This is a genomic window from Paraflavisolibacter caeni (assembly GCF_025628885.1).
In the GTDB taxonomy this organism is placed as follows: Bacteria; Bacteroidota; Bacteroidia; order Chitinophagales; family Chitinophagaceae; genus Flavisolibacter; species Flavisolibacter caeni.
The window spans coordinates 1-23,275 of record NZ_JAOTIF010000047.1 but is presented as its reverse complement, the minus strand read 5'-3'; the positions used below and the strand labels follow the sequence as shown (position 1 = coordinate 23,275).

Genomic DNA, 23,275 nt, shown 5'->3' with positions numbered 1-23,275 from the left:
TGTCACCATCTTTGAAAACAGATGTAAACTCTAATACAGTTACTAATGACTATTTACACAAAATATTTTAGGGTCTCCAAATAAGGGGAAAACAACCTACAGGCAGAACGCCTTCAAAGCTCTTAATGGAGTAAATGGAGCTGGTCCTAAAGGTACAAAACCAACCTCCACCCTCCAAGTTTTGAACCCCTCCCTTTACACTTCCCTCTATTTCCACGAATTCACTATTCACCATTGACCATTCACCATTCACTATTCGCACGTGTCCGCCTCTGGCGGGTTCGATTCATTCGTTATTCCTTCCTCTCATCCGCGCTAAAGCCTACCTCCAGTATAGATACCTCCCAGAATACTCCCTATTAAAGCCCACCCAAAGCCCAGGATAAAGCCTTAAAATGGCAATTTTTCTCCTTCCTGATCCACTAAATCCTTTAACTCTATCTGCCCAAACTCCAAACCTCAAAATTCCGAAATCCGAAATCCCAAATCCGAAATGCCCCAATCATCCCCTCCTTAACCTGTCAATACTTATTTGTTTATAGTCTAATTAGTCTAATATTATATTTATACGAATGTATTGTTGGCAGAAATGTATTGTTGAGTTACATGATGATATTGTGTTTCTTTGATTTTATTAGCCGCTTTGTCATCTTTTTAATCGTCCTGTGTTCCGGTAAGTTCACTTGGAAAAGTTTTTTAATTAGTTTTGTTGCCTCGCCTGCCATTATATCTGAAAATGTTTTTTAACTTGATTGTTAAATAGTAAAAGCATGATTGTAATCATGTAGTTCATTGCCATGATCATTATTCTCTATAGGTTTAGTTTGCACTTTTGCCTTGAATCTCAATGCTGTTTTCTATGACAAAAAACATTTTTATTGCTTCAGCCGAGCCGTATAGTGGAAAATCGCTTGTTTCCATTGGTGTCGTGAACATGTTGCTGGGTAAAGCCCGTAAGGTAGGATATTTCAAACCCATTATTAATCCCGATCCGAATGAAAGGAAGGACGTGCATATTGAGACGGTTGTAAATTATTTCAACCTCCCCGTTAATTATGAGGATACTTATGCATTTACCCGTCAAAAAGCAATGGAATTGCTTGAAATGGATAATCATGGTGAAATCATCGATACGATCATCCGGAAAGTGAAAAAGCTGGAAGATGAAAACGATTTTACCATTATTGAGGGCAGCGATTTTGTCGGCGCAGGGGCCGCTTTTGAATTTGAAACAAATATCAATATTGCCAAAAACCTGGGTGCGCCGGTTATAATCGTTATTTCCGGCGAGAATAAAACAACACCTCAGGTGATCAATTCTGCATTGACTGTGTGGAGGAATTTTGAAGCCCGTGAAGTACAGGTGCTGGCAATTATTGTGAACAGGGTGAAGCCTGAGCAAGTTGATGATATTAATGAGTTTTTATCTGTTCAGTTGCCTGACGGCGTGATCCTGTCTGTGATCCCTGAAGATAAAGGCCTTGCCTCTCCAACCATGAAAGAGATCTATGAGCAATTAGGTGGTGAATTAGTTTGGGGCGGCGAGCAGCTTTCTAACCGGGTAGATAATTTTATTACCGGTGCCATGCAGGTTCCCCAGTTTTTAAATCACATAAAAGAAAACGTGGTGATTGTAACGCCTGCTGACCGTGGTGATATCGTGATCAGTGCTTTACAGGCAAACCTTTCTGCCAATTATCCCAAAGTTGCTGGTATTGTTTTGACTGGTGGTGGCGAACTGGATGCACCGGTACAGAGATTGATTCAGGGGCTGCAAACAGCGATTCCAATTATTTCAGTAAATCATGGGACTTTCAGGAGTACCACAATGGTGGGTTCCGTTCGGTCGCAGATCACTGCAGATAATACCAAAAAAATCCAACTGGCTATTACAACTTTCGATAAATATATTGATGTCAAGGCATTGGATGAAAGGATCATCACCTTCTCTGCAGAAGGTATGACGCCGCATATGTTCCAGTACCAGTTGACGAAATCGGCTAAAAACCAGCGCAGGCATATTGTACTTCCTGAAGGTAATGATGACAGGATACTGAAGGCATCCGCCCGCCTGATTGATCAGGAAATCGTCGACCTGACGATCCTGGGCGATCCTGCTCAGGTGGCTGCATCTATCAAGCGCCTGGGACTGAATTTCGATAAAGGTCATGTTCGTATCATCAATCCTGCTGATTCGGAATATTACCAGGATTATGTTGAAACATTGTATGAGCTTCGTAAAAGCAAAAACGTAACACTGGAAATGGCCCGTGACCTCATGACCGACGTGTCTTACTTCGGTACTATGATGGTATATAAGGGGCATGCAGATGGTATGGTTTCTGGCGCAGTACATACTACCCAGCATACCATCAGGCCAGCCTTGCAGTTTGTAAAAACCAAGCCAGGCATTTCTACGGTGTCTTCCGTATTCTTTATGTGTCTTCCCGACCGTGTGGCTGTATTTGGTGATTGTGCCGTGAATCCGAATCCAACCGCAGAACAACTGGCTCAAATTGCTATATCCTCGGCAGAAAGTAGCCAAAGTTTTGGCATTGAACCACGGATTGCAATGCTTTCTTATTCATCCGGTACTTCCGGTGAAGGGGCTGATGTTGAGAAAGTTCGCCAGGCTACAGAAATTGTGAAACAAAAACGTCCGGATCTTAAAGTAGAAGGTCCTATTCAATACGATGCTGCGGTTGACCCGACAGTGGGCAAGCAAAAAATGCCTAACTCTGAAGTTGCCGGTAAAGCAAGCGTGCTGATCTTCCCTGATCTGAATACCGGTAACAATACCTATAAAGCAGTTCAGCGTGAAACGGGCGCTCTGGCAATCGGCCCAATGCTGCAAGGTTTGAACAAACCTGTGAATGACCTTAGCCGTGGCTGCACAGTAGACGATATCTTCAATACTGTGATTATTACCGCCATTCAAAGCCAGGATGCTGGTACTGAAGCTACAGGTAAAGAGGGAAGGGAAAACACCGTGCCCGTACTTGCTTAATACCAATAGTCATATGAGCAAATGTGGAAATGGTGATGTCAATCATGAATGACACCCATTTTCGCATTTTCAGATAATCATATTTTAAAATTACCATAGACAGTATACATGAACATTTTTGTAGTCAACTCGGGAAGTAGTTCTATTAAGTACCAGTTATTTAAAATGCCTAACGATAATCCAATCTGTACAGGATTGGTGGAGCGCATCGGTCTTGAGAATTCTATTATCACACATAAAGTGTATATCAATAGCGAAGAAAAGGTCATAAAAAGAGTACTTGATCTTGTAGACCATGAGGCAGGCTTAAACGAAGTGGCTCATTTACTAATGGAACCTGAAATTGGTGTGATCCAGGACCCGGCAGAAATCAATGCTGTAGGGCACCGCGTTGTGCATGGAGGGGAAAGTTTTGCATCCACAACAATCATCACTAAAGAAGTAAAGGAAGAAATAAAAAAGCTGTTTTCTTTGGCTCCTTTGCACAACCCTGCTAACTACTTGGGTATCGAAGTGGCTGAAAAGATATTTACAAAGGCAAAACAGGTTGCCGTATTCGATACAGCTTTCCACCAGACAATGCCTGAAAAAGCTTTCCGGTATGCAATACCTCAGAATCTGTACACAGAAATGGGAATTCGTGCATATGGATTCCATGGTACCAGTCATAAATATGTTGCGCAACAAACACTTCAATATTTAAACAATAAGAATGCGAAGATCATTACCATTCACCTTGGTAATGGTTGTAGCATGGCTGCTGTGGACAGTGGAAAATGCATTGATACCAGTATGGGCTTTGGTCCTTTAAGCGGCTTGGTAATGGGTACCCGTTCCGGTGATCTTGATCCTTCTGTGATCTTCCATATGGTAAATCAATTAGGGTATAGCCTCGATCAGGTAAGCACATTGCTGAATAAGCATAGTGGTATGCATGGTCTTACCGGCTTCAGCGATATGAGAGATATCCTGAAATCTATAGCTGAAGGTGATAAAAATGCAAAGATGGCCTATGACCTTTATGCATACCGGATTAAAAAATATATCGGAGCTTATGCCGCCGTATTGAATGGCCTGGATGCTATTGTGTTCACAGCAGGAGTGGGAGAGAACGATTCCAACATCCGTCAGCTGATTTGTGCTGACATGGATTTCTTAGGCATTAAGATCAATGAAGAAAAGAACAATATAAGATCAAAAGGTATCAGGGAAATTAATACAGATGATGCCCGTGTGAAAGTGTTGGTTGTGCCGACCAACGAAGAATTGGAGATCGCGGAACAGTGTTTTGAACTGTTAACCGAAAAAGCAACAGCTGCCGTATAGTTTTCCCTTCACTTACAACTTATTAATAAACAATACCAGGATGAACGAAATCTTAAACACCCGCCTGATGCACCCGCGGGATCAGATTACTTTAGTGATTGGCAGGATTTACAGGAGAGGGCTGACCACCACTTCCGGTGGTAACATCTCCATTATTGATGAAAACGGCGATATATGGATCACCCCTTCAGCAGTGGACAAAGGCTCCTTGCAAGCTGCTGACATTGTCTGTGTCAAAAAGGACGGCAAAATTGTTGGCCGCCACAAGCCTTCTTCAGAGTTTCCTTTTCATAAAGCAATTTATGAAGTAAGGCCAGACATTAAGGCCATTATCCATGCCCATCCGCCAGCCCTGGTATCCTTTAGTATTATTCGTGAGGCCCCCAACACCAACATCCTGCTGCAGGCCCGCCAGGTGTGTGGACCTGTGGGATACGCTCCTTACAAGCTTCCTGGTAGTAAAGCCTTGGGTGAATCCATTGCTACGGAGTTCACCAAAGGTTTTAACTCCGTGATCATGGAAAACCATGGTACAGTAGTAGGGGGAACAGATCTGAGCGACACCTTCCAGAGGTTCGAAACCTTTGAGTTCTGTGCCAGGGCCATTCTTTATGGCAATATGGTGGGTAAACCTTCATACCTCGCGAAAGAAGAGATCGATGCTTACGAGGCACAAAGGCCAGAATTCCTGCCTGAGTTGGAGAGCGTAGAATACCCTTCGGATGAAAAAGAAAAGCGTCAGCAGATCTGTGATATAGTGCGAAGGGCCTGCCGGCAAGGGCTGATGATTAGTTCATATGGTACGATCTCCACCCGCTGGAGAGGTAATGACTTCCTGATCACACCAACAGATGTACCCCGTTGGGACCTGCAATTGGAAGACGTTGTACAGATCAAGGATGGTAAAAGAGAACCTGGTAAACTGCACAGCCGTTTGGCTCACCTGCACCAGGAGATCTATAAAAAACATCCAAATATCAATTCAATTATCTCCACCCAGTCTCCTTACCTGATGGCATTTGCTGTAACAGGATCTCACTTTAATGTGCGTACTATTCCTGAGAGCTGGATCTTTTTACAGGATGTCTATTCTTTAGAGTTTGCTGCTCATAACTATGGCAGCAACCAGGTGCCGGATCTGATTTCTAAGAGTAATCCTGCTGTGATTATCAAAAATGATTGTGTATTGGTTACTGGTGATGGACTGCTGCAGACATTCGACTACCTGGAAGTTGCAGAGTTTAGTGCTAAATCTCTGGTAATGTGTGCCCCGTTGGGACAAATGGTACCCATTAATGATGAACAGGTGGAAGAACTCAGGGTTGCATTCCTGAAAAGTTAATCACTTCCCCTCAGCACAATTAAAACCAAAATATAACCATTATGGAAAATGTAAGACGCATCTACTGGCCGGCCATCAATCTTATTGGCCCAGGCTCAGTTAATGAAATCGGGGTGGAAGTTGAGAAGCTGGAATTAAAGAACTTACTGGTAGTAACAGACAAGGTATTACGTTCTCTGGACGTAGTCAGCAAAGTGACTGATGTTTTAGAAAAATATTACATCGACTATGTAGTATTTGATGATGTAAAGCCTAACCCTACTACTCAGAATGTGGAAGATGGTCTGGCTGCTTTTCAAGACAACAACTGCGATGGTATCCTTTCTATAGGAGGCGGTTCTCCACAGGATGCTGCTAAAGCAATTGGTATTTTGTACACCAATGGTGGTGACATCACCGAGTATGAAGGTATTGGCAAATCTGCTAACAAGTCTGTACCCATCATTGCTGTAAATACCACTGCCGGCACTGCTTCAGAAGTGACCATCAACTATGTGATCACTGATGAAGTACGTAAGATCAAAATGGTAATGGTTGATCCCAACTGTCTGGCTACAGTTGCAGTAAATGATCCTGAGTTGATGTTGCAAAAACCTGCTGGCTTAACGGCTGCTACCGGTCTGGATGCACTCACACACGCAATAGAAGCCTACATCACCAAAGGTGCTTTCAGGTTGTCCGATACCTTGGCCTTGGAAGCCATAAAATTGATCGGTGAATCACTGGAAACTGCTGTAAAGGATGGAAAGAACTTAGGGGCAAGAACAAAGATGGCATGGGCTTCCTACATTGCCGGCCTTTCATTCTCCAACTGTGGCCTGGGTATTGTACACTCCATGGCGCACCAATTAGGTTCTGAATATGATCTTCCTCATGGTGTTGCTAATGCAATCTTGTTACCTTTCGTCGAAGAATTCAATGCTGTGGTTTGTCCCGCTAAATTTAAAAATATAGCCTTGGCACTTGGAAAAGATGTAGCAGATCTTTCTGATGAAGAGGCAAGTGTTGAAGCCATTAATGCTATCAAGGAAATGTCTGTTGCTTTGAACATTCCTAAGCTGAAAGATACTTCCTTCAATCCTGAGGATATAGACAAGCTGGCAGAACAAGCTATGGCAGATGTGTGCACAGGTGGCAATCCAAGAGAAGTTACTGTAGAAGAAATCAAAGCTATTTACCGAAGTGCATATAACGATATTCCTGTAAACGAAGAATTATTGATAACTACATAAGTTTAACAACATATTGCCTGTTTTATTAGGCAAGTCCGATTACGCATGAGAACTCAGGGACCAGTAACTGTTGCTGTTTGCAACGGATTGCTGGTCTTTTATTTTATTATTTTTGATGTTTTATTTTATACTGTTTCATCCCCCAATTTTTAATAAATGAAAATTGTTCTCATCACCCTCATGGCTATACGTAAAAAACAGGTTTTTGCATTAAAAGATACAAATGACTTAATGTCAATATTTGTATAGAAACCTGATTCCCTGTTTAAAATTGATTGAAGTTTTTCTATTTACTGTCTAAATCATCTGAATGATAATTGTTAAAAGGTAAGGTTGATTATGTTTTAACTAAATATTGTTGCAGATAATCATCTTTATTAAGCAATGAATCAAACTACTAAATGATTTACATCATTTCCTGGCGAAAGAACCCTTTATAATATTGCAGTATCAACCATTTAAGTAATTGATATATGACAAAAGTTAAAAACAGATGGCTTATTGCCGCTTCTGCAGTTGGAGTTCACATATCCATCGGTTCGGTTTACGCATATAGCGTATACGTTAACCCCCTTAAGGATATGTTCGGTTGGGAAAAGTCACAAATCTCGCTGGCGTTTAGCATTGCCATTTTCTTCCTGGGATGTTCTGCTGCCTTTTTGGGACATTATCTAGAAAAGCATGGTCCCCGCAAGTCGGGTTTAATTTCCGCTATTTTCTTTGGTATCGGTATCGCCGGCTCCGGTTTTGCCGTTAAGATGGGATCACTTCCCCTGTTCTATTTATTTTATGGCGTTCTGAGCGGTATTGGCTTGGGTATAGGCTATATTACCCCTGTTTCCTCCTTAGTTAAATGGTTCCCCGACCGTCGTGGTTTGGCTACCGGTCTGGCCATTATGGGTTTTGGATTTGCCGCCCTTATCAGTGGGCCACTCATCAATTATCTGATTGGTTCCGTTGGTGTTGCCAATACATTCTATATCATGGGCGCCTGCTATTTTACCCTGATTTTTGCTTCCTCACGTTATTTGGCTCCTCCTCCCAAGGGATGGGCGCCTAAGGGTTTTGATGCTAGCATTGCTGCGAGCAAAAAAGTAATCAAGGAAGACCTTTCTTACCTGGGTGCCAATGAAGCCGTTAAAACCAAACGTTTCTGGTATTTGTGGGTGATGCTATTCATTAACATTACCTGTGGTATTGCGATTGTATCCACAGCCTCTCCCTTAGCGCAGAGTTCCGTAGGATTAACCGCTACCGCCGCTGCTGCCATGGTGGGTGTGATGGGATTGTTTAATGGTGGTGGCCGCATTGGCTGGGCTTCCCTCTCGGACCTTATTGGTCGTCCGAACATGTACACTTTATTCTTCTCTGTTCAGATCCTGGCTTATTTCTTTCTTCCAAGCATTACCAACGCTATAGCATTTCAGGCTGTTATCTTTCTGATCCTTTCCTGCTATGGTGGTGGTTTCTCTACTATCCCTGCTTATATAGGCGATATGTTTGGAACCAAGGAACTAGGTGCAATTCACGGTTATATCCTTACAGCCTGGGCTGCTGCCGGGATAGCAGGACCCCTGTTGTTAAACCGTTTGAGTAATGGTAGTGACTACCATACGCCTTTGTATTTCTTTGCATCCTTGTTTGTGGTGGCATTGATCGTTTCCTTCCTGATCAGGCTGGAAATCAAAAAATTAAGGGCACAGAAACATGCACAGCATGTTGCTACACAGGCGGAACTGGAAGAAGAAGCAGTTGAAATGGTGGCATAGGTTCATCAGACTGGAAAATACAATTAGCAACATAAATAAGGCAAAAGTACTTGGTCGCTTTTGCCTTTTTTGTAAAAACATAATTTTATGAAATACGCCAAAATAGGCTTATTGGTTTTATTGAGTGCTTTATCCTCCATTGTAGTTTCTGCTCAAGGTTCACCAGATTATGGATCAGGGCTTAAATTAAACCTGAACAATGAAGGAAGTAAATTTGTACGTTTTATTTTTTGGAATCAAATCTGGGTAAAGAGTGTTAAAAACAATCCTGGTACATTGGTAGGCGGCGAGTCTGCAGACCATTCATTAGATATTGGAGCACGCCGTATCCGGACAATAATTCATGCTCAAATTTCACCCCGGTATCTTATCATGGCTCATTTCGGAGTGAACAATCAAACATTCATTAATGGCGGAGCACCCGGAACTGTTGGTACTGGAGCAAACGGTGCAGGTAAAAAGCCACAAATATTTTTTCATGATGTTTATAACGAATATGCAATTATTCCTTCCAAGAATCCTGTAACAGGCAAAGTGAACAAGGGCTCACTCTATGCTGGTGCTGGCTTACATTACTGGAATGGTATTTCACGTATGACTGCAGCCAGTACACTCAACTTCCTGATGATTGATGCTCCTATTTTTAACTGGCCCACTCTGGAAGTCTCTGATCAATTAATCAGGCAATATGGCGTTTATGTAAAAGGTAATGTGAACAAGTTTCATTATTCTTTCAATGTAAATAAACCTTTTGCGACATCAATGACACCAGTTGCTGGCGGACCCGCTGTAGACAACAATGGAAATTCTAAAGCTGCAATTGGAGGATATGTTGATTACCAGTTCTTGGATCAAGAGGCTCAGGTATTGCCTTTTAGAGTAGGCACATATCTGGGAACAAAGAAAGTGCTGAATATTGGCGCTGGGTTTTTCAATAATAAAGAAGGTACCCAAAGCATGACGCTAACCAAGGTCATTAAAAAGCATGATATTAACATATATGCTTTGGATTTATTTGCAGATTTACCTTTTGGTCCTAAGGAGAAAAACATGGCTTTGACAGCTTACAGTGTTTTGTATAATTACAACTATGGTCCAAATTATTTGCGCACAACAGGGATAATGAATACTGGCACTGTAGATACTGCTTTCAAAGGCCTTAAAGCGCAGGAGGGACCAGGAAATGCAAGATTCTTATTAGGTACAGGTAATATTTGGTATACACAGGCAGGTTTGTTGTTACCCAAGACAATTAGTAAAAAATTACGTATTCAACCTGTTGCTTCTTATTCATTGAAAAATCTGGAAGCTTTAAATGAAGTAGGTCATTATTATGATTTTGGTAGCAACTTTTTCATCGATGGACATAATTCCAAAATAACAGTTCAATACTCTAGCAGACCATTATACAATAATAATAAAGTATTTAAGAGAGCTGGGGAATGGCAGATGCAATTCCAGGTGTATTTGTAATAAATATCGCGTTGTGCTAATAACTCGTGAAACGCTTATCTTTAAAGGAGTTCAATTGATGAGCGGTTGTTTTCTATCAGCTGAAATGCTTGTCACGACTGTGTTTCATTGATTCTGTAGCACAACGCATTAATAAATATTAAATGATCGGCCTGATCAATAAAGAGTGATGATAATGAAGTTAAATCATCACTCTTTGTTTTATATTCCTGGTTTCTACTCTTCTCTCTTGAAATTGTAAATAATTGAAATTCAGTCCTTTACTTCTTTATTGCGCTTTGTTTTGAATGAACAATACAATAGTGGATAGAATGTTTCTGATATAAACGTTGTAGATACTATTTTAAAATCATTTTAACCAATGACGCACGTCACTTACAGGGAGAGTATATGAGGTTAAATTTGTAATACAAAATTCAACAATCATGGAAATAGATGTGAATGTTATTTCTTTCGAGCCTGGGGTATGGAACTCAGCAATCAACGTATATGATTTTGTTGTAAAAAACATCAGACCATACACAGGCGATGCTTCATTCTTATCTGGTCCTTCTGCAAAAACACAAAGGGTATGGAGCGAAGTTAAAAAGGCTTTGTTACAAGAAAGGGCGAATAACGGTTGTCTTGCTATTGATACTGAAACAATTTCCACAATAACAGCTTTCCGTCCAGGTTACATCAACAAGGAAGATGAGGTAATCGTGGGCTTGCAAACAAACCAGTTGCTGAAAAGGGCTATGAAGCCTTTTGGTGGCATTAAGCTGGTTGAATCTGCAGTTAAAGAACGCGGTCTTAAAGTGTCTGACAGGGTAGTAGATATCTTCAACTACGCTCGCAACCACAATGAAGGCGTATTTAATGCATATGATGCTGAAGTGCGTGCCTTCCGTTCTAAACACGTATTAACCGGGCTGCCTGACAACTATGCACGTGGCCGCATTATTGGCGACTACCGCCGTGTGGCTTTATACGGTACAGAACGCCTGATCCAGGGTAAAAAAGAAGATTTCAATGCCGTTGGAGGCGAAATGACAGAACACAAAGTGCGTCTGCGTGAAGAGATCAACCAGCAGATTGTTGCTTTGAAAGACATGACAGCAATGGCCGCTGAATATGGATTTGACATTTCTCGTCCTGCTGCAAATGCAGTAGAAGCTGTTCAATGGCTTTATTTCTCTTACCTGGCAGCAGTAAAACAACAGGACGGTGCTGCTATGTCTTTGGGTAATGTTGCTTCTTTCCTGGACATCTACATTGAAAGAGACTTGCAAGCAGGCTCTATCACAGAAGAAGAAGCTCAGGAAATGATTGACCAGTTTGTTATGAAACTGCGCTTGGTTCGTCACCTGCGTCCTGGGTCTTATGATGAGATCTTTGGTGGTGATCCAACATGGGTAACTGAAGCTATAGGCGGTCTCTTGCATGATGGCCGTACAAAAGTTACAAGGACTTCCTTCCGCTTCCTGCAAACATTATACAACCTCGGACCTTCTCCTGAACCAAACCTGACTGTGCTTTGGTCAAAAGACCTGCCTGAAGGATTTAAAAAGTTCTGTGCGCAAGTATCTATCGATACTTCATCTATTCAATATGAAAATGATGACTTGATGCGTCCAAACAGAGGGTCTGATGACTATGGTATTGCATGTTGTGTTTCTTATCAGGAAATCGGTAAATCTATTCAACACTTCGGCGCAAGAGCAAACCTTCCCAAAGCTTTATTAATTGCTTTGAATGAAGGTAAAGAAGAGAAAGACGGTGCTTCGGTGATTAAAGGTATCCCTGCTCTTCCTGAAGGACCTTTGGATTATTACAGAGTTTGGGATTTGTTCAAACGTACTTTGAGTGAATTAGCCCGTGTATATGCCAAAGCCATGTTTATCATTCATTACATGCATGATAAATACTATTATGAAAGTGCACAGATGGCTGTAGTTGATACAGATCCTCATATTGATATCGCTTACGGTGCTGCTGGTATTTCAATTATTGCCGACTCCCTGTCTGCTATCAAATATGCGAAGGTGACTCCAGTCCGTAACGAAAAAGGATTGACAGTTGACTTTGAGATTGAAGGCGAATACCCTAAATATGGTAATGATGACGATCGTGTAGATAATATCGCCAAAGAAGTTACCAACTACTTCATCGGCGAATTGCGCAAACACCAGACATACAAAAACTCAACACCAACGCTTTCTTTGTTGACAATTACATCAAACGTAATGTATGGTACTAACACAGGTGCTACACCTGATGGACGTAAAGCCGGTGAATCTTTTGCTCCTGGTGCTAACCCAATGCACGGTCGTGACAGCAGTGGTGCAATCGCTTCCCTGAATTCTGTTGCAAAATTGGAATATAGTGATGCTCAGGATGGTATTTCCAATACCTTCTCTATGATTCCTAAATCATTAGGTAGCAATCGTGAAGAACAAATTACCAACCTCGTTGCAACAATGGATGGATACTTTGGACAGATGGCGCATCACCTGAATGTAAACGTATTAAATCGTGAGACATTGATTGATGCATACAATCATCCTGAAAACTATCCTCAGTTAACCATCCGTGTTTCAGGTTATGCAGTAAACTTTGTAAGATTATCAAGAGCTCACCAATTGGAAGTAATCGCTCGTACTTTCCACGGAAGCTTGAGTTAAGATGGTTTTTTTCATAAGCGGTTAAAGTCAGGCTGGTGTAAAAACCAGTCCTGACTTTATTTATTATAGTTAGTTTTGACTCTTTACTGATAACTTACAATGGGTAATTATTAGAAAATTTAGAAGATTATTAAAACATTAGTACATGTATTTCCCACTGCAGGATATTGAAGCTGCTAAATTGAATGTGGATGATCCTGATCATTTGCGTATCCATTCACTGGAAACCTTTGGCACCCACGATGGTCCGGGGATAAGAATGGTGGTCTTTGTTCAGGGGTGTCAGTTTCGCTGTGTGTATTGCCAGAACCCGGATACCCTTGATGTGAAAGGAGGAACCTTAGTGGCTATTGATGAATTAGTAAAGCGTGCTATTCGCCAGAAGGGCTTTTTTGGAAAGGACGGAGGTGTTACAGTTTCAGGTGGTGAACCTTTGTTGCAAAGGAGTAAACTAAAAACATTCTTCATAAAGCTGCACGAAGTTGGAATCAATACTTGTCTAGATACCAATGGTCGACTGAATAATGAAGAAGTGCATGAACTACTGGAGCATACCGATTTGATTTTGCTGGATGTGAAACATATTAATGATGAATGGCATCACAAACTCACAGGGCTGACCAATAAGAACACATTGGCCCTTGCCGAATATCGAGAGTCTACAGGAAAGCCAATGTGGCTTCGTTATGTACTAGTGCCGGGCTGGACAGACCAGGAAGAGTATGTTGAAGAATGGGCACGTCATTTTAAGGATTATAAAACAGTACAGCGCGTAGAGATCCTGCCATTTCACCAGTATGGAAAGCATAAATGGGAATCCCTCGGAATGAATTATGTACTCAAAGACCTTGAATCTCCGACAGAAGAAGTCAAACAAAGAACATTAAATATCTTTAGCAAATACCTCAATAATGTAGTCTTAAAATAAAGGCATTCTTCTTATTCTTAGCCGTTGGCAGACTATTAATAAATTCTATATAAAAAAAGAGTGCAGTTGCCTGCACTCTTGGGTTTTGGTTATTATAAATGATCGATTACAAAGAGACATTTTTTGACTCGCCCAGCTTTGCGTGAGCGGCAGCTAAGCGTGCAACAGGTACTCTTGGCCCTGAACAGGAAACATAGGTCAATCCTAATTCGTGGCAGAACTTGATAGATTCTGATTGTCCACCATGTTCACCGCAAATGCCAACCTTTAATTCAGGATTGGTTTTACGTCCCCATTCTACTGCAATCTGCATCAGTTTACCAACGCCTTTTGCATCCAGGACTTCAAACGGATTGTTTTCAAGGATGTTATTTTCGGCATAGAAAGGCAGGAATTTATTCTCTGCATCTTCTCTGGAGAAAGAGAATGTTGCCTGAGTGAGGTCGTTGGTACCAAAGGAGAAGAATTCTGCTTGTTTGGCCAGTTCATCAGCTTGCATACAGGCACGTACAACTTCTATCATGGTTCCGAATTTGAATACCAGTTTGATACCTTTTTCTTCTTCAATCTTTTTCCTTAATTCATCTACGAAAGATTTTACTCTTACCAATTCTTCGCTTGCACAAACCTGAGGTACCATAATCTCAGGCCTTACATCAATATTTGCTTGCTGACATTCGGCTGCGGCTTCCAGTATGGCCTGTATCTGCATCTTATAAATCTCCGGATAGGTGAGACCTAACCTTACACCACGGTGTCCTAACATGGGGTTCACTTCATGGAGTTCATGCACCTTCTTGCGCATTAATTCTTTCTTCGCTATGGCTTGTTCAATCAGTTCGACTCCCTTGTCATTAAACGGCAATTGAGTTTGCGTTCCTTCATTTTCTGCATGCAATAAGCGAAGGCTGTTGAATAGGTTGGCCACACCTACTGCTGTTTCTTTCAAATGACGCAAGTGCTGCAATTCTTCTCTTAATTCATCTTCTGTTGGCAGGAATTCATGGATGGGAGGGTCAAGCAAACGTACAGTTACTGGCCGTGGAGCCATTGTGGTAAATATTTCCTTGAAATCCTGGCGTTGAATAGGAAGCAGCTTGTTTAGAGGGACCTCTCTTTCTTCGGGTGTATCAGCAAGGATCATTTCCAATACTATAGGCAAGCGTTCGGGTGCATTGAACATGCGTTCTGTACGGCAAAGCCCAATACCCACAGCGCCATATTCTAATGCATTCTTCGCGTCATTAGGTGTATCGGCATTAGCCATTACTTTCAGTCGAGCATTCTCATCAGCCCACATCAGGAGCGTCTTTAATTCATCACTGAAAGTAGGTTCTACAGTTGGTATCACTCCCAGGTAAACGCAACCTGTTCCGCCATCGATCGTAATATTGTCACCTTCATGAAGGATCTTTTCACCAATCTTTGCCTGCCGAAGTTTTACATCTACATGAATACCTTCCGCACCGGCAACACAAGGCTTGCCCATGCCCCTGGCAACTACCGCAGCATGCGATGTTTTACCACCACGACTGGTTAGAACGCCCTGAGAAGCAAAGAATCCATGTATATCTTCAGGCTTCGTTTCTTCACGAACCAGGATTACTTTTTGGCCGGCGCGACCAAGAAGTTCTGCACGGTCTGCATCAAATACGCATTGACCTGAAGCTGCACCTGGAGAAGCCGGAAGACCTTGAGCCAGTGGTTCTGACTGATGTTTTGAATCAAGGCGTGGATGCAGCAATTGCTCCAACATTTCTGGTTTAATACGTAATAATGCCTGTTCCTTCGTCAATAATCTTTCTTTAGCCATTTCCACAGATGTGCGGACCATGGCAGTGGCATTCATCTTACCATTGCGTGTTTGCAAGCAATAGAGGATACCTTTTTCGATGGTGTATTCAAAGTCTTGTACTTCTTTATAGTGAGATTCAAGTTTATCTCTTAAATCTTCTAATTGACGATACAGGTCGGGCATTTCTTCGGCCAACAGTGATACTGTTTTAGGCGTGCGGATTCCTGCTACAACATCTTCACCTTGCGCATTGACTAAGTATTCACCAAACATTACATTTTCACCTGTTCCAGGATCGCGGGTAAAGCCAACACCTGTAGCGCTGTCATTACCCATGTTGCCAAATACCATGGCTACTACGTTTACTGCAGTACCATTAGCCATTTGTGGAGTAATGTTGAATTCGCGACGGTAATCAACAGCTCTTTTTCCCATCCATGAATTGAACACTGCTTTGATAGCAATTTCCAATTGTTCAAAAACATTTTCGGGGAATGGTCTGCCTGTATGTTCCAGTACGACTTCCAAAAAGCGTTGGCTGATTTCTTGCAGGTTTTCGGCACTTAGGCCAATGTCTACTTTTACACCAGCTTTATGCTTTACTTCTTCAAATATGGTATCAAATTTCTCGTCAGGAACGCCTAGCGCTACTTTGCCAAACAGTTGAATGAAGCGCCTGTAAGCATCGTATCCAAATCTTTCATTTTTGGTTTGCTGAATCAAGCCCTGTAGGGTCTCGCTATTCAAACCTAAATTGAGGATTGTATCCATCATACCGGGCATTGAAAGAGCAGAGCCGGAACGTACGGAAACCAGTAATGGATTTTGAGGGTCGCCAAAGCTTTTTCCTGTGGCAGATTCCACTTTTTCCATCTGGGATTTTACTTTTTCAAGGACACCTTCCGGGAGTTGGCGGCCAGGATCAGCGAGGTAAGTAAGGCAGGCCTCAGTCGAGATGACAAAACCAGGAGGCACATTGAGGCCTATCTGTGTCATTTCACACAAATTAGCACCTTTGCCGCCTAGTAATTGTTTGTTTTTGCCATCACCTTCGTGAAAAGAGAAGACGAATTTTTGGTTGATCTTAGAACTGGTTTCTAACGAAGCTTCTTGGGATAGTTCGATTGTGTCGGGGGTGTTCATAATAAAAGTTTTAAAAAGATAGGAGAAGGTAGGTAGCCTTTTTAAGAAAACTTTATGATTTTACTCAATAGAGTTTGTAAGAATGATCATGCTCTCGAGAAGTGCCTTATCTGGCGGTGAATGAAACGATCAGCAGTTGTGTAAGTCCATATCGACCTGCCTTCTTATTCAAGCAAAGTTAACAACAACCATATAAATGGAATTCATTTGTATCATTACGAAATGAGTAAGGCATCCCTCTGTTTCGGAGGGATGCCTTACTCATCATTTATGTTCACCTGTTATTACTTATCTGCTCCAGACAGTATTTTCCCAGCCTTTAGGTTTTTGAGGTGTGCTGTTTTCAAATTTAATGTTTTGAGATAAGGGACCAGAGATGTCAGTTACAATGGCATTTCCGGGTACATTGAACCGTACTTTTTCAAATATTACATTCCGGCCGTCGAGAATTGAAATGAGGGAATCCTGGCTTTGGATATTCAGGTTACGAAGCGTAATGTCCTTAATGTCGTGTGCCGTAAAAAGATTCTTGCAAGAGATATCTGCTTGTTCAATCAACACATTAGTAAGAGGCGATTCCGGAATACCTTTGACCTTGATGAAATACTTTGCTTTTTCTACAATAATGTTGCGGGCTTCAATATTTTTGAATACAGGCGTTAATGAATTGATCTCTCTGGCTGGCAGGCGAACTGCTAAATCTCCTACGTATTGTTTGCCACCCAACATATCCCAGTTAAAAGCATCATCACGAAGATTCATACGGATTCGTTCGTAATAAAGGTTTTCTCCACCTCCGCCCCTGGGGCGTCTTGTTTTGAAACGGATACCTACACCTGTATCATCAAATACACAATCATGTACATATAAATTGCGGATCATGCCTGCTGTTTCACTACCAACGGTAATACCACCATGTCCTTCCCTTGCCAGGCAATAACGTACTACTACGTTTTCTGTTGGTTTGTTTACCCGTACGCCATCTTTGTCACGCCCTGATTTCATGGTAAAGCAGTCATCTCCGCAGCTTAATGTGCTGTATTCGATGAGCACATTTCTTGAAGATTCAATGTCGATTCCATCACCTCTTGGTACGCCTACAGAATTTACTGTAATACCTCTAATGATCACGCCATCACAATAGACAGGAACAATGTTCCAAAATGGAGTGTGTTCCAGTGTAATGCCTTCTATATAAACATTTTTGCAGGAGGTCGGTGATACGAACATGGGCAGGAAAATGAAATCACCATTGTAACCTTCATACACACGTTCAGATACCGGTTTATTATATGGAACCACATTTTCCACAACATCCTGGGTCATCATCTGCTTTTTGATGGAGCCGCCTGAAGGGCCCACTAATTTCCCTTTGCCGGTAAGTGCAATATTTTCCTGTTGATAAGCATAGATACAAGCTCCAAGTGACATCACCTCGATGCCCTCGTGTCTCGTAAAGACTGCAGGCCGGTAATCTTCGACTTCTCCGCTGAAATGCAATTCGGCTCCTTCGGCAAGATGCAGGTTTACATTGCTTTTCAGGCTGATTCGGCCAGTATTCCATTTGCCTGCTGGTACAATTACAGTTCCTCCGCCACGGCGGTTCACTTCATCTATGGCAGCCTGTATCATGCCTGTATTCTTGATACCTTCTTTTGCCCCTTTTTCAATAATGCTTATTGACAGTGATGGAAAAGTTGGTTTCTTAAATTGTGGCATTGGGAAAGGCGCAGTAACGGGCGCAATTTCATCAGGTAAAGCCAATGCGCCAACTTCAGAAACCACGGGAATATGAACCTGGCTATTAACTGTAGTTGCTGCCTTTTGTTTAGAAACGGAACAGGCAAATAAAAATGCAACGGGTAAGAGGAAAATAAAACGCTTCATTATGACAATACCTACTGTTTATGATTACATTTCACAAAACGCTTTTGTATAAAGGAGTTTAGCGAAAGTGTTGTTATTATTGTCATTCAAAGAAACAAAAATTAATTGCAGACGGTGCACAAATGATTGGTAGTATTTGGTTATTCTGATGTATTATTTTACTATATGTCGTGGCTGCCCGGGGTGTGCAGTGTATTAGCCTATAAATTTGTAAGCTTGCTAAAAATAGCCTGCGAATTGGCTTTTGCGAAGCCAGCACTAATGGATCAATCATTTTACCAATGAAATTAATTTGTTCACGTTTTCTCTTTTGGATACTCTTCGTTTTTGTTGTTTGCCAATTAAATGCACAGGAAACACAAAAGCTTTACCTATCAGGTACAGGGAATGATCAAACTGTTCAATGGCAATTCTATTGTACCGAGGGCCGAAATTCCGGCAAATGGACTACCATACCGGTTCCTTCCAACTGGGAGTTGCAAGGTTTTGGAAAATACAATTACGGTTTTAATAAGGATGCCAACCGGGGAAAGGAAAAGGGATTGTATAAGTATGACTTCAAAGTGCCTGCCGCGTGGAAAGGAAAAAAGATAAACATTGTCTTTGAAGGTTCCATGACTGATACGGAAGTCAAGATCAATGGTAAATCTGCAGGTCCAGTACACCAAGGTTCCTATTACGCATTCAGGTATGACATTTCTGATCTGCTTAAATATGGCGCTACAAATCGCCTGGAAGCAACTGTGGCTAAGCATTCAGAGAATGAATCAGTCAACCAGGCGGAAAGGAGGGGAGACTTCTGGATATTCGGAGGCATCTTCCGACCTGTTTACCTGGAAGCATTGCCTGAGCAGCATATTGAAAGAGTTGCATTGGATGCTAAAGCAAATGGTGCTTTCAAAGCCAATGTTTGGGTTGCCAACAAAGGTGCAAATGGAGTCTCTGCACAGATCTATACTTTAGATGGTCAAAAGGTTGGAGCTCCTTTTACCAGCAGGCTGAATGTTCAAGACACTATAATACAAATAGCAACAACTGTAGCATCTCCACAATTGTGGACATCTGAAACTCCCAATCTTTACCGGGTTGAAGTAAGTCTTTTGCAGAATGGCAAGCTTGTTCATACTGTTTCAAAGCGCTTTGGATTCCGTACCATTGAAGTGAAGGAAAGAGACGGTGTGTATGTAAATGGTGTGAAGGTAAAGTTCAAAGGTGTAAACCGTCATTCTTTCTGGCCTACATCGGGCAGAACCATGAGCAAGAAACTAAGCATCCTTGATGTGAATATCATAAAGGACATGAACATGAATGCTGTGCGGATGTCCCACTATCCACCGGATGATCATTTCCTGGATGTTTGCGATTCTCTCGGCTTGTTTGTGCTGGACGAATTGGCAGGATGGCATGGCAACTATGATACGCCTACCGGTACGAGGCTGGCAAAGCAGTTAATTGCTCATGATGAGAACCACCCATCTGTGATCTTCTGGATCAATGGCAATGAAGGTGGGCATAACTACGATCTCGATGCTGTATTTGATGCGCATGATATTCAGGGCCGTCCTGTGATTCATGCCTGGGAAGACTTCAGGGGATTTGATACCCAGCACTACCGGGAGTTTGATTATGGCATTGGTAATTATATGCATGGTCACAGTATTGTGATGCCTACTGAATTCCTGCATGGTATGTATGATGGTGGACATGGTGCTGGTCTTGAGGATTACTGGGAAAAGATGTGGCAATATCCTCTTTCTGCAGGAGGCTTCTTATGGGATTTTGCTGATGCCGGTGTAGTACGAACTGATAAAAATGGTGAACTGGATACTGATGGTAATCATGCCGCTGATGGTATCGTTGGATCGTACCGGGAAAAAGAAGGAAGTTTCTTTACTATTAAAGAAGTGTGGTCGCCAGTGTACTTTGCCTATCGAGAGATCACACCTTCTTTTGATGGTACATTTGAACTGGAAAACCGGTATCACTTCACCAACCTGAACCAATGTGTTTTTACCTGGAAACTTGCTAAGGTGGCAGATCCTTCAGGGAAAAAGGCTGCAGTAGAAAAAACAGGAAATACCACAGCGCCTGCAATCAAACCACTGGAGAAGGGCATGCTGAAGCTTTCTTTACCTGATGACTGGTTGCAATACGACTTTTTATATGTAACTGTAACTGATCCGCACAAGCGTGAACTGTTTACATGGAGTTGGCCTATTTCTAAGCCCAAACAAATAGCTGAAGGCATTATTGCAACAGATGGACCTGGGACAGTGAATATTTCTGAAAAAGATTCTCTTTACAATGTTTCTTCCAATGGTATTCAACTAGTATTCAACAAGCGCACAGGTGTATTGCAACAGGTGCAAAATGAGAAAGGTGTGCTTCCTTTAAGCAATGGACCTATTGTAGAGCAGGGTATGAACAACTTTGCGGGATTCAGCCATCGTTTTGATGGAAAGAACCTGGTGATTGAATCTGCTTTTGATAAGAAGAATAGTTACAATACTATGCAATGGACGGTTTATCCATCAGGTTGGGTAAAGTTAAAAGTAACTTATTTTCCAGGAGCTTATTTTACTGATTTTGCTGGGGTTAATTTCTCCTTTCCTGAAAAAGAAATCAAATCTGTGCAGTGGATGGGCTGCGGTCCATACAGGGTATGGAAGAATAGGATGAAGGGTAACAACTTTGGGTTGTGGCAAAAAGCGTACAACAATACTTCCACAGGCGAGCCACCTATCGTGTATCCTGAGTTTAAAGGTTATCATTCCAATCTCTACTGGTGCAAACTGATCACTACCGGTCAGTCAATAACTGTAGTTGCTCCCCAAGAGGATGTCTTCCTGCGTCTCTTTACACCACGTTTTGGCGATGATACTTATAAAAACATGACACCGGTATTTCCTTCAGGGGATATTTCATTCATGCAGGGTATTTCAGGAATTGGAACTAAAACCCAAAAGACAGAAACCACTGGTCCAATGGGTATGAAGAACATCTATTACGATTATGAAAAGGAGCCTAAAAGAGCCAAAGAACTTGTATTGTTTTTTGACTTTTCGGGAAGGTAACAAAGATGAGTATGTGAGTCATAGTTTGTAAATGCAGTACCCATTCTGATGAGGTTGTAAGCAGCAAAATAATTTTAAAAGGCGTGCCACAGTTTAAACTGTGGCACGCCTTTTTTAGTTAAAAAAGTGCTCAATTATGGAGAAGAATTTGCAGCAAATCTTCAAGAGTTAACAAGAGTTAATTGTTCATTTTATAAATCTTAAACTATGGCAAATTATGATCAAAACCGAGGTTACCAATCTTATGACAATGACCGTGACAGGGATATGAACCGCAGACGGTATGGCCGAGATGATGAGTATAACCGCGAAAACTATGGCAGTTATGGAAATGCTGGTTTTGAAAATGACTATAACAGGAGTCAAAGAAATGAAAATTATGGAAATATGAACACAGGCTATGGCTCATACAATAATGAGAAGAACTGGAGACGTGAGTACGAACAAGGGTATAATAATCCGTGGGATGAACGCCAAGGCGATATGCGGAATGTTGGTTACGGGACTGTTTATCATGGTAACGTAGAAAGGCGCGAATGGGAAACCAATCAAGCCCAGGGAGGACGCTATATGAACAGAGGAATGAGAGGCACTGGTAATTATGACAGTGATTATGGCCGTTATGATAGGGATTATGACCGTGGTTATGGATCGGCTTACAGAACTAGCAACTATTATGGTAATGAAGGTCGTAATTATGATTCTGATGACGCTCGTCGCAGCAGAGAATACCGCGACTGGTGGGATCGTACCAAAGACGAAGTGAAGTCATGGGTAGGAGATGATGATGCAGAGCGCCGTCGTGAAATGGATAAAAGAATGGCTGGTCATCATAGAGGCAAAGGCCCTCGTGGTTATTCCCGTTCTGACGACCGTATCAGAGAAGATGTTTGTGAACGTCTGAGTGATGACTCCTATGTTGATGCATCTGATATTGATATCAAAGTAGAAGGCTCAGAAGTAATTCTGAGTGGTACAGTAAATAGCAGGGACGAAAAACGCAGGGCAGAAGACCTTGTTGAATCAATATCTGGCGTTCACAATGTAGAAAACCGCTTAAAGGTGAACCCAAGGGCATCAGACTATGACTATGATAACTCCTATGGCCGTTATGATAGAGACCGTGACCGTTTGAGAACAGGCATGGGTGATTATACAGGAACAACCGATGATGTAAGCGGTATTGGCAGAAAATCTGGTACAACCAATGAAGTTATCAGGGATGTGAATGGTAACAAGGATCTTACTTAATCGGCTGAGTGATTCGTAATGATAGTCATGTTTACTACATGAAAGCGTGTGGTGATTGCTTTGCAGTTAGCAATAGCAAATGCCATGATGAAGCGTGGTTGAGACAAAAGGACGGTTGCAGACCGTCCTTTTGATTTGCTTATTTATGAAGCTTTTACGAGGTGCTAGAGAGCAGTTGATACTGAGTAGACAGGGAGTTCCTATGCAGTAACACCGCAGTAATGTCTCTATAAGGTCTCCTATGTTTGTTTTTTGAAGCAGTATTTTTTGAGAGGAGTCGGGAAGGTCTGGGTAGTTTTGAGTCCATCAGTGAAAAAGGGTGAGCGTACAATTTAGGTCTAAGTAACCCCTGAGGGTATACTGTTATAGAGATTTTACCTCCCCT

Annotated in this window: 12 protein-coding genes; 10 read left to right on the top strand and 2 right to left on the bottom strand. The window is 41.9% G+C overall.

All coding sequences use genetic code 11. The features are described from left to right. The first annotated feature begins 859 nt into the window (after nt 1-859). The 8 genes from pta (at nt 860) to pflA (ending at nt 13,740) form a co-directional block, all read left to right on the top strand. Nucleotides 860-3,007 (top strand): phosphate acetyltransferase, encoded by a 2,148-nt coding sequence (pta, locus tag OCK74_RS26975; RefSeq protein ID WP_279300231.1) that lies wholly within the window; start codon nt 860-862, stop codon nt 3,005-3,007. 108 nt (nt 3,008-3,115) lie between these two features. Next, nucleotides 3,116-4,333 carry an acetate/propionate family kinase gene (locus OCK74_RS26970; RefSeq protein ID WP_279300230.1) on the top strand — a complete coding sequence of 406 codons (1,218 nt, stop codon included), beginning with the start codon at nt 3,116-3,118 and terminating at the stop codon, nt 4,331-4,333. Between the two features lie 40 nt (nt 4,334-4,373). Beyond that, nucleotides 4,374-5,675: a class II aldolase/adducin family protein gene (locus OCK74_RS26965; RefSeq protein ID WP_279300229.1), complete on the top strand. Its 1,302-nt coding sequence runs from the start codon at nt 4,374-4,376 to the stop codon at nt 5,673-5,675. A gap of 41 nt (nt 5,676-5,716) precedes the next feature. Beyond that, entirely contained in the window at nt 5,717-6,907 is a 1,191-nt protein-coding gene (locus tag OCK74_RS26960) for an iron-containing alcohol dehydrogenase (RefSeq protein WP_279300228.1), read from the top strand. Between the two features lie 473 nt (nt 6,908-7,380). Then, nucleotides 7,381-8,676: an L-lactate MFS transporter gene (locus tag OCK74_RS26955; RefSeq protein ID WP_279300227.1), complete on the top strand. Its 1,296-nt coding sequence runs from the start codon at nt 7,381-7,383 to the stop codon at nt 8,674-8,676. A gap of 87 nt (nt 8,677-8,763) precedes the next feature. After that, nucleotides 8,764-10,149 carry a hypothetical protein gene (locus OCK74_RS26950; RefSeq protein ID WP_279300226.1) on the top strand — a complete coding sequence of 462 codons (1,386 nt, stop codon included), beginning with the start codon at nt 8,764-8,766 and terminating at the stop codon, nt 10,147-10,149. Nucleotides 10,150-10,574: 425 nt separating this feature from the next. Next, the gene (gene pflB, locus OCK74_RS26945) at nt 10,575-12,812 is read left to right on the top strand and encodes a formate C-acetyltransferase (protein ID WP_279300225.1); all 2,238 of its coding nucleotides are present in this window, start codon (nt 10,575-10,577) and stop codon (nt 12,810-12,812) included. A gap of 145 nt (nt 12,813-12,957) precedes the next feature. After that, complete coding sequence (pflA, locus tag OCK74_RS26940) at nt 12,958-13,740, top strand: pyruvate formate-lyase-activating protein (RefSeq protein ID WP_279300224.1); 783 nt, start codon at nt 12,958-12,960, stop codon at nt 13,738-13,740. A 106-nt stretch (nt 13,741-13,846) separates the two neighbouring features. Here pflA and ppdK read toward each other — a convergent pair whose 3' ends face one another. Further along, nucleotides 13,847-16,678 (bottom strand): pyruvate, phosphate dikinase, encoded by a 2,832-nt coding sequence (gene ppdK, locus OCK74_RS26935; protein ID WP_279300223.1) that lies wholly within the window; start codon nt 16,676-16,678, stop codon nt 13,847-13,849. A gap of 288 nt (nt 16,679-16,966) precedes the next feature. After that, nucleotides 16,967-18,565 carry a glycoside hydrolase family 28 protein gene (locus OCK74_RS26930; RefSeq protein WP_279300222.1) on the bottom strand — a complete coding sequence of 533 codons (1,599 nt, stop codon included), beginning with the start codon at nt 18,563-18,565 and terminating at the stop codon, nt 16,967-16,969. Nucleotides 18,566-18,846: 281 nt separating this feature from the next. Between OCK74_RS26930 and OCK74_RS26925 the strand changes: the two genes are divergently transcribed. Next, nucleotides 18,847-21,639, top strand: coding sequence for a glycoside hydrolase family 2 protein (locus OCK74_RS26925; RefSeq protein ID WP_279300221.1), 2,793 nt, complete (start codon nt 18,847-18,849; stop codon nt 21,637-21,639). 207 nt (nt 21,640-21,846) lie between these two features. Further along, a complete protein-coding gene (locus tag OCK74_RS26920) occupies nt 21,847-22,890 on the top strand; it encodes a BON domain-containing protein (protein WP_279300220.1) in 1,044 nt (347 codons plus the stop codon). Nucleotides 22,891-23,275 lie beyond the last annotated feature (385 nt).

What these genes read in the sequence shown, in the direction of transcription:
- pflA (WP_279300224.1), top strand. Translation starts at nt 12,958, where the DNA reads ATGTATTTCCCACTGCAGGATATTGAAGCTGCTAAATTGAATGTGGAT.
- OCK74_RS26965 (WP_279300229.1), top strand. Translation starts at nt 4,374, where the DNA reads ATGAACGAAATCTTAAACACCCGCCTGATGCACCCGCGGGATCAGATT.
- OCK74_RS26970 (WP_279300230.1), top strand. Translation starts at nt 3,116, where the DNA reads ATGAACATTTTTGTAGTCAACTCGGGAAGTAGTTCTATTAAGTACCAG.
- OCK74_RS26960 (WP_279300228.1), top strand. Translation starts at nt 5,717, where the DNA reads ATGGAAAATGTAAGACGCATCTACTGGCCGGCCATCAATCTTATTGGC.
- pta (WP_279300231.1), top strand. Translation starts at nt 860, where the DNA reads ATGACAAAAAACATTTTTATTGCTTCAGCCGAGCCGTATAGTGGAAAA.
- OCK74_RS26950 (WP_279300226.1), top strand. Translation starts at nt 8,764, where the DNA reads ATGAAATACGCCAAAATAGGCTTATTGGTTTTATTGAGTGCTTTATCC.
- pflB (WP_279300225.1), top strand. Translation starts at nt 10,575, where the DNA reads ATGGAAATAGATGTGAATGTTATTTCTTTCGAGCCTGGGGTATGGAAC.
- OCK74_RS26925 (WP_279300221.1), top strand. Translation starts at nt 18,847, where the DNA reads ATGAAATTAATTTGTTCACGTTTTCTCTTTTGGATACTCTTCGTTTTT.
- OCK74_RS26920 (WP_279300220.1), top strand. Translation starts at nt 21,847, where the DNA reads ATGGCAAATTATGATCAAAACCGAGGTTACCAATCTTATGACAATGAC.
- OCK74_RS26930 (WP_279300222.1), bottom strand. Translation starts at nt 18,565, where the DNA reads ATGAAGCGTTTTATTTTCCTCTTACCCGTTGCATTTTTATTTGCCTGT.
- ppdK (WP_279300223.1), bottom strand. Translation starts at nt 16,678, where the DNA reads ATGAACACCCCCGACACAATCGAACTATCCCAAGAAGCTTCGTTAGAA.
- OCK74_RS26955 (WP_279300227.1), top strand. Translation starts at nt 7,381, where the DNA reads ATGACAAAAGTTAAAAACAGATGGCTTATTGCCGCTTCTGCAGTTGGA.